We start from the raw sequence: 11,539 nt of genomic DNA, 5'->3' as shown, positions 1-11,539 counted from the left end.
ACCCACCATGCTCTTGCTGCCCGACCTGCTGACGGCCTCCGCCGCACTGGGCGTCGCCACTGGCGCCACCTATGCCACGACCTTGTTGACCGTCGTGCTCGTCTCGGTCGTGTCCCGCAACCCAACCCGCCGCCGCGACGCCCGCGCCACGCTCACCATCCTCGTACGGCGTCGGCCGCCTCGCTGAGCCGAAGGACGGTGAAGCGGATAACTGAGAAGTGTCTGCTACAGAGATGCACCGAAACGCCGCCTCGCAGAGCTTCCTCGTGGCAGACTGCCTCTCGCCAGAGACCAGCTCGCCTCCCGCCGCTCCATGCCCTGAACGCCACTGCAGGGCAAGGTGCGCAGGAGGGGAGCGACCTTGCACGATGGTCCGTGGAACTGGTTGAAAAGCTGCCTTGCCGATGCGAGGAGGTGGTTATGGGGACACAGAGACGATGCGGCACGGCTGGTGATCGAAGTCGTCGCCTCGGCAGTGGTGTCCCACGTTGTGACGTTCCTTTAGGGAGGCCGCTCCCGACACTGGACTTGTCGGGAGCGGCCACCTGATGCCATGCCCTGAATCTTGCCTTCGACCATGGAGGCGTGACGGCAAGGGGCACGGCAGTCCGTGAGCCAATGCTGGTGACGATACCTGACGTCAACTGGCCACGGACTGGTGAACCCTGCGCTAGCAGGGATGCATCGTGAGACGTGCCTGCTACGGCGTTTGACGCTTGGTTTTCCCCGCGTGAGCGGGGACCCCTCCATGTGGACTATCCGCGAGACACCGAGGTCGCCCCCCATGCGCGTGCCTGACTTATCTCAGCCCAACGGCAAGTGTCCACGGCCCCGTTGGGACCCCCGCCACCACCCCTGCGTGCGCGCCCTGTCGCTGGACGGTGAGGCCGTCGAGCAAAATCTCCTCCAGCTCCTCACTCGTGCGGAGGAGTTGACGGGCATCGGGGGGATGACTCCCGGGGAGAAGGTCGCCCTCATCGAGTACCTGCTCGCCATCTGCTACGCCTCGGGCGCGTATCCGTCCTCGACGGAGGACTGGACGCGGTGGGTTCTGGAGTCCCAGTCGCTGAGGAAGGCGGCAGCGTGGCTGGCTGTGCAATCCGATGAAGACTGGGACCTGTTCCATCCCGCTCGGCCCCTCGGGCAGAACGTCCGCCTCGCGGACTTCATGGGGCGGTACGGGACGGGACCTGCCCAGCTCGTCATCGAACGCGCCGGGGACTACGCGCAGTTCGCCGACCACCACCATCTGGAGGATCCCGAGGCGCTGCCCGCGGCCGACGCGTTCAGGGCCATGCTGACCCAGCACACCTTCGGGCTCGCCGGGCGTGCTCGCGTGTCCGGGAAGGGGACGCTGGGCCCCGCCCTCACCAACCTGGCCGCCGGACGGCTCAGCGGCCGCATCCGGGTCCTCGCGCTCGGGCCCACGCTCGGCGACACCCTGCGCCTCAACCTCGCCCCGACCGCCGACGGCCCCGGGGCGCTCAACCTGACCTGGACCGAAGGGCCGATCGAGCGGCGGGGGTTCACGGCCAGGCCGCGGGGCCGTGCGGTCACGGGGTTCGCGGATCTGCACAGTTATCTGGGGCGGTCCGTCTTGATGCGGCCGGTGCCGGGAGCGTACGGCGAAAGCGCCGCTGTCGACCGGGTGTTGGTTGGGGCCGGTGAACTCCTGGAGCTGGACCCGGAGCTGCACCTCCAGGACGCCGTCATGTCCGCCACGCGCACCGGCGAGCGCAAGCCGCTGTGGCCGTCCGCGACCCGCGACCTGTGGCGCGAGGCCCACGCGCTGTACGCCGCCGTAGAGGAGGAGGCCGGTGGGTTCTACACGCGCCTCGGCAAGCTACCCAAGGCGCGGCAGCTCGGCGGCCACCCCTTCGCACTGCACGGGCGTCACCCATTCGACCTGTTGGCCGTCGGGCTCGTCTCGAACAAGTCCACGCCCGTCACCTGGGTCACCAGCGTCTTTCCCTTCGCCCCGGGCCTCGCACCTGTGCTGCACCAGGCGTCGTCGCGTGGTTCCCAGGTGGCGGAACACATAGCCAGGAGCCTCGACAAGGCGGCGTACTCGGCCTGGGAGATCGCCTATCCCAACCCCAGGCCGACCGACAAGAAGGCGCAGCTCGCCCGCTTCGACGCGCGCGGCGAGCACTGGAAGGCAACGGAGGAACCCTTCCACACCCTGCTCCAGGACGTCGCCGACGGGGAGCTGGTGACGGACTGCATGGCCGAGTACGTGGAATGGCTCGTCCCGATGGCGCGCCGCGCCCTGGAGAAGCGCCTCGACTCGCTGCCCGGCAACACGCGGGGCATGCGCGCCCGCGCCGCCGCCTTGCGGCGCTTCGACGCCGAAGTCACCGGCTTCCGCGCACCGGACGACCTCAAGGGGCTCAACGGACTCAAGGGAGGGGAAGGGTGAGCAGCGGGATCGAGCGTGATGCCGCGGCGGCGAGCACGGATCAGTCGGGCGGCGCCCAGCTCACGGCCTGGCTCACCGCACTGGTGCGCAACCGTGAATACGGCGAGTTGGCCAACCTCCGGCGCGGCCGCGTCAGGACCAACGCCCACATCAGGGCCGGCTGGTACGCCCCGGAGCAGGTGGAAGAGAGGGAGATCTACGAACAGGTCGCCTTCCTGTTCGCGGTGTACCACCGGGGCGTGAGCAAGCCCGCCCCCGGCGTCGGCAGCCTCGGCACGGCCGTACGCCGGATCGGCGGGTCGTTCGGCCGCGGGCCGAACGACCCCGGGGCCGCCCGCCTCGTCGACCGCATCGTGACCAGCCGCCGCGTCCCCTGGCGGCACCTCCAGCACGCGATCGCCCGGCTGCGGGCCTGCGAGCAGCCGCCGCCGTCCTGGTCCCGGCTCGTCGACGACCTCCAGCGGTGGCACGACCGGAAGGCCCGCGTCGCCTACGGCTGGGCGGTCGACTTCCACGAGCCTGAGCCGCACGACACCGGTAGGAACACCACCCAGAAGGGCCCCAGCACGTGACCGATGCCTCCGCGCCTCGCGGCCAGTTCCTCTCGCTCCACCTATTGGAGACCCTCGTCGCGGTCCTGCCGGTGCGCGACGAGAACGGCTCGCCCAAGACCCTGGTGTACGGCGGTGTCGAACGCCACCTGATCACCAGCCAGGCCCGGCGCCGGGCCGAACGCGTCCATGCCCGCAACCGAGCCAACGACGGGGTCGGCCCGCTGGCCGGGCGCACCACCGGCCTCCGTACCCGAGAGTGGGCCCTCATCACCGCGTGGGCGCTGGAGTCCGCCCACGGCTGGGACAGGGACGAGGCCGTCGCCATGGCGCGGGCCGTGCTGGAGGCGACCGGGCTGAAGTTCGGGGACCCCGCCAAGAAGACCGTCGCCAACCTCACCAAGGTGCTGGTGTTCGCCCCGGCCGACACCGGTGACCGGATCGCCGCGCACATCGCTGCCCACGCCGGGGAGCTGTGCGGGTGGCGGGACGCATACCTCGGCGCGCAGGCGGCCGCGGCGAAGCCGAGGCGCGGCGGGCGCAAGACGGCGGAGGAACCCGAGGGGGATGACGGCACGGCCGCCGACAGCGCCGCCGACGGCAAGGTCCCGCCGCTGCCCAAGGCGTCGCGCGACGCGGTGCTCACCGCCCTCGCTCCCCGTGACGCCATCGACATCGCCCTGTACGGCCGGTTCCTCGCGGAGATCGCCGAGTCGCCCAACGTGGACGGCGCCGTGCAGAGTGCGCACGCCTTCACCATCCACGAGGCCGAGCAGGTCGACGACTTCTACGCCGCTGCGGACGACGCCAAGCTGGAGCGGAAGAAGAACGCCCTCGACTTCCTGGACGCGGCGGACGACGCGGGCGCGGGCATGACGGGCTACCAGTCCCTGATCTCCGGCACGTTCTATCGGCACTCCGTGCTCGACCGCCGCCAGCTGAGGGCCAACCTCCAGGCCGCGGGCATGACCGAGGAGGAAGCGGCGGACGCCGCCGTGGGCGCCGAGCGGGAGTTCGTCACCGCCTTCGTCGAGGCGTTCCCCGAGGCGAAGAAGAACTCCACTGCCTCTACCGGTTCGTTGCCCGCCCTGGTGCTCGCCTTCGAAGGGGAACGTCCCTATAGCTACGCGGCGGCCTTCCAACGGCCCGTCGACGAGAACGCGGTGGACAAGGAGGAGGGTGGCCCGGCCGGGCTCGCCGGTGTGCGGCGGCTGCTGCGCCACCACGTTTTCGTCAGCGAGCGCCGCCCCGACCTGCGTACGGCCCGACTGCTCACCTACGACCCGCAGATCGACGCTCTCATCGACGAGCTCGAAGCGCGGCACGCCGTGGGCGGAGTCCGCGTGGAGACCATCGACGGGCTGACACCATGACGCACGTCCTGCTCATCAGGCTGGCCGCGCCCCTGCAGTCCTGGGGCACGATCTCCCGCTTCGCCGCGCGCCGCGACTCGCACAGCCGCCCCACCAAGTCGGCCGTGATCGGACTGTGCGCCGCGGCCCTGGGGCTGCCGCGGGACGAGGACCTGGGGGAGCTGGCGCAGACCGTCTTCGGGGTGCGCGCCGACCATCCCGGAACTCCCGTCCGCGACTACCACACCGTCGGCGCGGGCCGGTACCCGCTGCGCCCCCGCGACCTGATCACTGACCACCGGCGCGCCGCCGCGGCCTCCACGAGCCTCGACGCGGCCACCGGCGACCGCTTCGGCCACCACCGGCTTGCCGACTGGTACGGCGCACCCAAGAAGATTGCCTCGGACCCCGTCTCCGGCGTCCTCGTCTCCGGCGAGCTGGCCCGCACGGCGCTCATCACCGAGCGCTGGTACCTCGCCGATGCCACGTTCCTCGTGGGACTCCAGCACCAGGACTTGGCCCTCCTGGAGGGCGTGGCCAAGGCGTTGGAGCGGCCGCGACGGCTGCTGTGGCTGGGCCGCAAGTCCTGTCCTCCGTCGGGGACCCTCACCGCCGGTATCGAGGGCGGTGACCTGGAGGAGGCCTTCCGTGCCAAGCAACTGCTGCCCGGGCCCGACGGAACCGCCGACCCGGCGAGGCGGCCCTGGGCGTGGTTCCAGGTCCCCGCCTCCACCCGAGGCGCCACCCCCGTACAGGACCAGCCGGTTAGCTTCGACGCGTCACGTCCGGAGCACACCACCCGCTGGGAGATTCGCCGACGCGTCACGATCGCCCCGAACGCCACCGGATGGGACGTCATTCCGTGAACGACTCCTCGCGAGCCACCATCACCCCGGGCCGGTTCGTCGCCAGCCACTCCGTCCTGACCCTGGACGCTCGGCATCCCTACGTCGCGAAGTCCCTCGTCGACGCCCAGGACATGCACCGCACGGTGATGAGCGGCTTCCAGGGGTGGGGGGTGGCGGAGGGCAGCCGTGACGCCCGCGCGCAAATGGGCGTCCTCTCGACCTGGACCCTCGACCTCAAGGAGGCCGCTCTCGTCCTGGTCGTGCAGTCCCGGGTGCCCGCGGACTGGGGGCACGTGCCGAGGGCCGCGCTGCGGGACGAGCCGTACCTCATCACCGTCGACCGCACCTTCCGGGTAGGCGACGCCGTCGTGTTCCGCACCGTCGTCAACCCCACCTACAACAAGCCGCAGGACGGCCCGGACGGCCGGATGGTCCGGGGAAAGCGGGTGGCCCACACCAAGCCCGACGGGGTCAGGAAGTGGCTCAGGCGTCACTTCGGCGACGGTCGGGAGCCCGGCCGCGTCGGCGTCACCACGGACCCCGACGACGTCGCGGTGCACATGCTGCCCCCGGTCTCCAGCCCGTCCCCCCACAAGAGGCTGAGGATCGCCCGGGCCGAGCTGCGCGGATCGCTGACCGTCACCAACCCTGGAGCGTTTGTCACTGCACTCTCCGACGGCATCGGTCACGCCCGCGCCTACAGTTGCGGACTCCTCCTGACACGATGAACACGAAGTAGCCAGTCCGCTGAGGCAGGTTTCCGTCGTATGGGTATGTGGGCGGAGGCCAGGCATAGCTCTTCAGCGGGAATCTGCAGGGCCGAGAGAGCGCCATCGCCTACGCGCAAGCTGTTGCTCGGTCTCTTGCCGCCCTGCCTTGTAGCGCTACTGCGGGCTGGACGCGGTGGCCATGACCATGGTGAACGGCATAGTGGGATCACCCCCGCACGCGCGGGGACCACAGGCCGCGACCTGCAGCTCTACGCGGCGGACACTGGGTTTCCCCTTACTTTCAGAGGAACTTCCATTCCGCCCCATTAGCCATCAAGCACTACTAACCATCGCAAAGACCCAATCAGTGGCAGCAGCTGAAGTCCAGGCCGACGGCGTAACCCTATGCCCGCTGCGGACGCAGCCCCGTGGTCAACTCGTACTCGACCTGCTCCTGCAGAAGCGCAGGCCCTTGTCCTCGCCGGCTGTGGGGCGGGCGCGGCTGTCAGGAGGAAGCGTGGGCGCGAGCCAGGAGGGTGCCGACCGGCTCGTCGGCGGGGGCGGGTAGGACCGTGGCGTCCACGTCGGTGAAGCCGTGCCGTTTGAGCAGGTCCGTCCAGGCTTCGGGGCCGTACTGCCAGCGCAGCACGGTGAGTTCGCGCTCGCGGCCCTCCAGCCACTTGCCGCGCATGCGTTGGGGCCCGTACGTCTCGCCGGTCGGCTCGGCGTGGGCGAAGGCCAGGACGCCGCCGGGGGCGAGACAGCGGGCGATGAGGGGCAGGAGTTGGTCGGGGTCGGTGAACCAGACGGCTCCCCACACGCTATAGACCGCGTCGAACGTCGTTGAGGTGGTGGTGAGGTAGTTCACGGCGTCGGCGTGCACGAAGTCGAGCCGAGGGGTGTCCTGCCACCAGGTGCGGGCGCGCTCGACCTGGACGGCAGACAGGTCCACGCCGGTCACCTCCACACCCTGCCGGGCGAGGTGCGCGGCTTCCGCGCCTTCCGCGGGGCCCAGGTCGAGGGCGCGTCGGGGCAGGGGGGTGCCCAGGAATTCGGCGCCTGGCCCATGGCCGGGGTACTGCGTCCACTCGAACACCGCCGCGTCCGGCCGCAGCGCTGGGCCCTCGTCGCGGTGGGGTTTGTAGGTGTCCCAGTACTCGGCCGGGGTCTGCGGCGCGCGGGGCATGAGGCTCCTTGAGGGGGCGGCGGGGCCGGTGGAGTGGGTCACCGTACCGATCCGTCCGTCCCCGCGCAGGGAGATGACGCAGCCGGCTCGAGGAGCAGCGGGAACGGGCCCGGAAGCGCGCCGCGCGCTTCCGGGCCCGTTCGGGGGGTGCCGGTTCTCAGTGGCAGTTCGACCCCGGACGGCAGGGGCCGCACTTGGCGAAGTCGGCCTCCCACAGCTTCCGGTCCACCTCGAAGCCGTTGTCGGCGATGATGCGCGCGGTGCGCTCGACCGAGCCGTCGTACTTGAAGGCGATCTCAGGGATGTGCTCCAGGAAGCGGCCATCGAAGTGCTCGGCGCAGAACTCGCGGTAGTTCTGCGTGTCCAGGATGAACACGTGCACTGCGATGTCCACGATGCGCCCGCAGCACATCTCCAGACCCTGATCCCACTTCTCCATCGCGGTGATCAGATAGCTGACGGCCGCGTGGAAGAGGCGGGTGGCCATCACCTCGTCGAAGGGATGGTCCCGCATCAGGAGCTGCACCTCGCGCTCCCACACCTCCGGCTTCACATACGTACGCGGATCGCGTACCAGAGTCTTGACTGCTGTGACCATGCTGACCTCCCGGTGTGCCGGTGTCGCCGACCGCCCGTCCGGGGCGACATGCCTCCACGAAAGCGCCGTTGAGAGCGCGAGGGCAGCCAACTCTCTTTCGGTGTAAGTCGTTTGCAGGTCGTGCACATGCGGTCGACGGCGCACGCCTGGGCCTCTACCGTGGACGTTCCTGCCCCGCGAGCGGAGGTGGGCATGGCTGCCACCGGTACCGACCCGCTGTGGAACAGCGCACTCGTCCGCACGCTCGTCGCCCGCTGCGACCCGGGCGGGCTGATCCGGCTCGGCCGCGCGCACCGCGGCTGGCGCCAGAGTGACCTCGGCGCGCGCATCGGCTGCTCGGCCTCCACCGTCTCTCGAATCGAACAGCGAGGCAGACGCACCGACCTCACTGTCCTGCGGCGTGCCGCCCGCGAGGTGGGCATACCGACACACGTGCTGGCTGCGTCGCTCGGGCTCAGCGCCTCTCCAGCCACTAGGGTGGCCCGCGACAGGCCACGCTGCGCCGAGGAGGCCGATCCCATGCGCCGTCGTACGCTTCTCGCCGCCGCAGGGTTCGTCGGCCCTGCCGCGCTGCTGAGCTCGCTGGACGACGCGCTGGCCGTCACGCCCGACCCGACCGGGTCACCGGTCCCTCTCGACGCCCGGCTGGCCGCGGCCCGCGCCACCTTTGACGCCGGCCGCCACACGGCATTCCTCCAGAGCCTGCCCGGACTCCTCGGAGACCTGCACCAAGACGTTCGTACGCGCGGCACCGACCATGCCCACGCCCGTTTGTCCGCCTGCTACGGCTTGGCCACCGCCGCCCTGATCAAGATCGGCCGCTACCCGCAGGCCCGCCTGACCGCCGACCGCGCCATTTCTCACGCCGAACTGTCCGGATCTCCGTTGGCTGCTGCGGCCGCCGCCCGCGAGCTGAGCATCGTCCTGCGCCACCAGGACCAGTCCCCGGCCGCGCAGCGGCTGGTCCACCAGGCCCTCCGGGGCGTCGAGCGGACCGGGCTCAGGACTGACGCCCAGACCTCGGCGTACGCCCAGATGTTCTGCACCACCGCGTACACCGCGGCCCGCGCCGACGACCGCGACCAGGCCCTCGTCATGATCACAGAGGCCCGCCGCGCCGCCCGCAGCCTCCCCGACGAGTCTCCGGCCGAGCGACTGTTCCCCCTTACGCCGGCCGCCGTCGACCTGTACGCGGTCGGCGTGCACTGGGCACTCGGCGACGCGGGTACGGCTCTCGACGTGGGTCGTGGCCTGCACCCCGGCCACTTCAGGACGCCCGAGCGCAAAGCCAGGCTGCACACCGACCTCGGCCGCGCGTGGTGGCAGTGGGGCAAGCCTGAACAGACGGCGACGGAGCTACTCTCGGCCGCCCGGGTCTCGCCGGGCGAGGTACGCGACCGCCTCGCGATCCGGACCATCATCTCCGACCTGCGGACCAAACACCCACGGACACCGGGCGTACGCGAACTGGCCGCGGCCGCAGGGCTGACTGCCACGTGACACCTGGCGCTCGCCTTGGCCGCCGCTCCACGGGTGAGGAGTGAAGGCAGCGGCCGCGCAGAGCCTCCCCAGAGCCTCGATGAGCTCTGCGCACCCTCGCACGCGCGGGGCCACGCGGCGATCATCTTCGTGAAGGTGAAGGTGAAGGGGCTGGGACCACCCCCGCACGCGCGGGGACCACAGCACGGTGTCCACGCTCTGCTGCCCCTTCGAGGGACCACCCCCGCACGCGCGGGGACCACGGAGCGCGAGGCGAAGCGGGCCGCGGATGTCCGGGACCACCCCCGCACGCGCGGGGACCACTCCGACTTCGTTCCGGGGGTCGGAGTTCCGGCGGGACCACCCCCGCACGCGCGGGGACCACTTCGAGATGGTCCCGGATTCACCGTGGGACCAGGGACCACCCCCGCACGCGCGGGGACCACAGGCCGCGACCTGCGGCTCTACGCGCTCGACAGTGGATTTTCCCTTACTTCTTGAGAAAGCGGCATTCCATCCTGATGCGAACAAATCACCTTCATGTAGCGCAATTCCCTCTCCAATTACAACATCCAGGCGACGAACTCGCGCTGGAGCCCCGACTGTAGAGACGCGTCCGCGTGAGCCTTGGTTGGGGCGGCATCGGCAGGGCTGGGAGTGTCCCCGTGTCGCAGATGGTTCCCCCTCGGCGCGTTTCTGTCGCCACCGCGTCAAGCAGCTCACGACGTTCCTTCTGGGTGGCTACTCTTCGTAGTCGCAACTGGGTCGAGTTCAGCAGCTGTTGCGGTTACCCTCTGGGATACCGAAGCAGAATCGATCTGGCCTGCGGAAACGTCACTCCGCGGGCCTTTTCGCTGGGCTGGAGCGCCCCACCGCCCCGCGCGCAAGCCCGCCGGGCCCTTCACGCCCACATCCAGCCACACGCGCGCCGACCAGCGGCACTTCAGTGGCCCCGGGGCCCGCTCATGCCGAATCAAGTGAACAAGATCACTGACAGGCGCGAGAGCGGTACGGCGGTGAACTCGTACCCGGGTTGGGGCCGCAGGGGCCGCGCAGGGACTGGGGGCCGTACGTCTCGCCGGTGGGTTCGGCATGGGCGAAGGCCAGGACGCCGCCGGGCGCGAGGCGGCGGGCGATGAGGGGGAGGAGCCGGTCGGGGTCGGTGAACCAGACGGCCCCCCCCACACGCTGTAGATCGCGTCGAACACCATCGCGGTGTCGGCGAGGTACTCCACAGCGTCAGTGTGTACGAAGTCGAGCCGAGGGGCGTCCTGCCACCAGGCGCGGGCGCGTTCGGTCTGGGTGGCGGACAGGTCCACGGCGGTCATTTCCACGCCCCGCCGGGCGAGGCGGGCTGCTTCCACGCCTCCCGCCGGGCCCAGGAGTGCCCAGGAATCCGGCGCCGGGCCCGTGGCCGGGGTACTGCGTCCACTCGAACACTTCTGCGTCCGGGCGCGGTGCGGGGCCGTCGCCGCGGTTCGGCTTGTAGGTGCCCCAGTACTCGGCCGGGGCCTGCGGCGCGCGGGGCATGAAGCTCCTTGAGGGGGCGCAATCGACTCAAAGGAGTGCGAAGGCGGGCCCGGAAGCGCGCGGCGCGCTTCCGGGCCCGCTCGGGCGAGGCCGGTCCTCAGTGGCCGTTCGACGTCGGCCCGTCCGTGGCCTGCCCGGCGAGGCCCCCGCGGAGCGGCTGTTTCCCCTCACTCCGGCTGCCGTCGACCTGCACGCGGTCGGCGTGCACTGGGCGCTCGGCGACGCGGGCAGTGGCCTGCACGCCGACCAGTTCAAGACGCCCGAGCGCAAGGCCAGGCTGTACACCGACCTTCATCTCCGACCTGCGGGCCAAACACCCACAAGCGGGATGGGAAACCCTATGAGGTTCTGGTCAAAGGTCCTGCCGTCGTCCTATCCAATGGGCGATGTCGCGACGGTGTGCCACCTGTACCAGTGCGTCGATGCTGACGCCGGACTCCGTCTCGATGGACAGGACCTTTCCCTGGCGAAGGGTGACTTGCTCGGCCAGGTGCAACGCCCCTCTCGGGCGCCCGGTGAACGTGGAGCGCGACTGGATGAGCAGGCGCTGGTCGGTCAACGCCAGGGCGAACTCGTCGCTGAGCAGGGGGAAGGGCAGTTTCCCGACCCTGCGGCGTACCGCCACCACGATTCTCACCTGTTCGCCTTGAGGCACTTGCTTACGGATGTCCCATCGGGCAGCGGTTCGGGACAGCGAGAGATTCACGGCGTAGACAAGGGCGACGAAGGACGCGTCCCAGATGACGGACGTGGAGAGAGCCCAACCGGCGACCCATGGGGTGGAGATGACGGCGATGGCCGCAACGAGCATGGACAGGCGGGCGGAGCCGATCGCTATGCCTTTGACGGCGGGGTTCATTCCGTTC

12 protein-coding genes, 1 pseudogene and 1 CRISPR repeat array are annotated in these 11,539 nt (G+C 70.4%); of the genes and pseudogenes, 7 read left to right on the top strand and 6 right to left on the bottom strand.

Going from position 1 to position 11,539, the window contains the following annotated elements:
- Positions 1-7 precede the first annotated feature (7 nt).
- From CP982_RS14380 to CP982_RS14355, 6 genes are all read left to right on the top strand, one after another.
- Positions 8-187, top strand: a complete 180-nt coding sequence (locus CP982_RS14380; protein ID WP_150510897.1) for a hypothetical protein — start codon at positions 8-10, stop codon at positions 185-187.
- A gap of 672 nt (positions 188-859) precedes the next feature.
- Positions 860-2,419, top strand: coding sequence for a type I-E CRISPR-associated protein Cse1/CasA (locus CP982_RS14375; RefSeq protein WP_229878890.1), 1,560 nt, complete (start codon positions 860-862; stop codon positions 2,417-2,419).
- Positions 2,416-2,991: a type I-E CRISPR-associated protein Cse2/CasB gene (casB, locus tag CP982_RS14370; protein WP_229878891.1), complete on the top strand. Its 576-nt coding sequence runs from the start codon at positions 2,416-2,418 to the stop codon at positions 2,989-2,991. Before CP982_RS14375 ends, casB begins: the two co-directional genes overlap by 4 nt.
- Entirely contained in the window at positions 2,988-4,343 is a 1,356-nt protein-coding gene (locus CP982_RS14365) for a type I-E CRISPR-associated protein Cas7/Cse4/CasC (RefSeq protein WP_150510895.1), read from the top strand. Before casB ends, CP982_RS14365 begins: the two co-directional genes overlap by 4 nt.
- Complete coding sequence (gene cas5e, locus CP982_RS14360) at positions 4,340-5,188, top strand: type I-E CRISPR-associated protein Cas5/CasD (protein WP_150510894.1); 849 nt, start codon at positions 4,340-4,342, stop codon at positions 5,186-5,188. The genes CP982_RS14365 and cas5e overlap by 4 nt, the downstream gene beginning before the upstream one ends.
- Entirely contained in the window at positions 5,185-5,898 is a 714-nt protein-coding gene (locus CP982_RS14355) for a type I-E CRISPR-associated protein Cas6/Cse3/CasE (RefSeq protein WP_229878892.1), read from the top strand. The genes cas5e and CP982_RS14355 overlap by 4 nt, the downstream gene beginning before the upstream one ends.
- 487 nt (positions 5,899-6,385) lie before the next feature.
- On the opposite strand, the gene CP982_RS14350 is transcribed toward CP982_RS14355, so the two are convergent.
- Complete coding sequence (locus CP982_RS14350) at positions 6,386-7,066, bottom strand: class I SAM-dependent methyltransferase (protein WP_150510892.1); 681 nt, start codon at positions 7,064-7,066, stop codon at positions 6,386-6,388.
- Between the two features lie 157 nt (positions 7,067-7,223).
- Positions 7,224-7,664, bottom strand: a complete 441-nt coding sequence (locus CP982_RS14345) for a glycine-rich domain-containing protein (RefSeq protein ID WP_150510891.1) — start codon at positions 7,662-7,664, stop codon at positions 7,224-7,226.
- A 192-nt stretch (positions 7,665-7,856) separates the two neighbouring features.
- Between CP982_RS14345 and CP982_RS14340 the strand changes: the two genes are divergently transcribed.
- On the top strand, positions 7,857-9,164 hold the full coding sequence (locus CP982_RS14340) for a helix-turn-helix domain-containing protein (RefSeq protein WP_150510890.1): 1,308 nt from the start codon (positions 7,857-7,859) through the stop codon (positions 9,162-9,164).
- Between the two features lie 152 nt (positions 9,165-9,316).
- Positions 9,317-9,589: direct repeats of the CRISPR family, unit length 29 nt; unit sequence GGGACCACCCCCGCACGCGCGGGGACCAC.
- Between the two features lie 541 nt (positions 9,590-10,130).
- On the opposite strand, the gene CP982_RS14335 is transcribed toward CP982_RS14340, so the two are convergent.
- The 4 genes and pseudogenes from CP982_RS14335 to CP982_RS41680 form a co-directional block, all read right to left on the bottom strand.
- On the bottom strand, positions 10,131-10,328 hold the full coding sequence (locus tag CP982_RS14335) for a class I SAM-dependent methyltransferase (protein ID WP_150510889.1): 198 nt from the start codon (positions 10,326-10,328) through the stop codon (positions 10,131-10,133).
- Between the two features lie 59 nt (positions 10,329-10,387).
- A pseudogene (locus CP982_RS43110) lies at positions 10,388-10,471 on the bottom strand (class I SAM-dependent methyltransferase); the annotation flags it as partial.
- A gap of 299 nt (positions 10,472-10,770) precedes the next feature.
- Positions 10,771-10,914, bottom strand: coding sequence for a hypothetical protein (locus tag CP982_RS43225; protein WP_184924996.1), 144 nt, complete (start codon positions 10,912-10,914; stop codon positions 10,771-10,773).
- A gap of 111 nt (positions 10,915-11,025) precedes the next feature.
- Positions 11,026-11,532, bottom strand: coding sequence for a hypothetical protein (locus CP982_RS41680; protein WP_170316296.1), 507 nt, complete (start codon positions 11,530-11,532; stop codon positions 11,026-11,028).
- Positions 11,533-11,539: the final 7 nt, after the last annotated feature.

The organism is Streptomyces spectabilis (assembly GCF_008704795.1).
Lineage (GTDB): Bacteria > Actinomycetota > Actinomycetes > Streptomycetales > Streptomycetaceae > Streptomyces > Streptomyces spectabilis.
This window is presented reverse-complemented; position numbering and strand designations above follow the sequence as displayed.

What these genes read in the sequence shown, in the direction of transcription:
- CP982_RS14350 (WP_150510892.1), bottom strand. Translation starts at nt 7,066, where the DNA reads ATGCCCCGCGCGCCGCAGACCCCGGCCGAGTACTGGGACACCTACAAA.
- CP982_RS14340 (WP_150510890.1), top strand. Translation starts at nt 7,857, where the DNA reads ATGGCTGCCACCGGTACCGACCCGCTGTGGAACAGCGCACTCGTCCGC.
- CP982_RS14380 (WP_150510897.1), top strand. Translation starts at nt 8, where the DNA reads ATGCTCTTGCTGCCCGACCTGCTGACGGCCTCCGCCGCACTGGGCGTC.
- cas5e (WP_150510894.1), top strand. Translation starts at nt 4,340, where the DNA reads ATGACGCACGTCCTGCTCATCAGGCTGGCCGCGCCCCTGCAGTCCTGG.
- CP982_RS41680 (WP_170316296.1), bottom strand. Translation starts at nt 11,532, where the DNA reads ATGAACCCCGCCGTCAAAGGCATAGCGATCGGCTCCGCCCGCCTGTCC.
- CP982_RS14345 (WP_150510891.1), bottom strand. Translation starts at nt 7,664, where the DNA reads ATGGTCACAGCAGTCAAGACTCTGGTACGCGATCCGCGTACGTATGTG.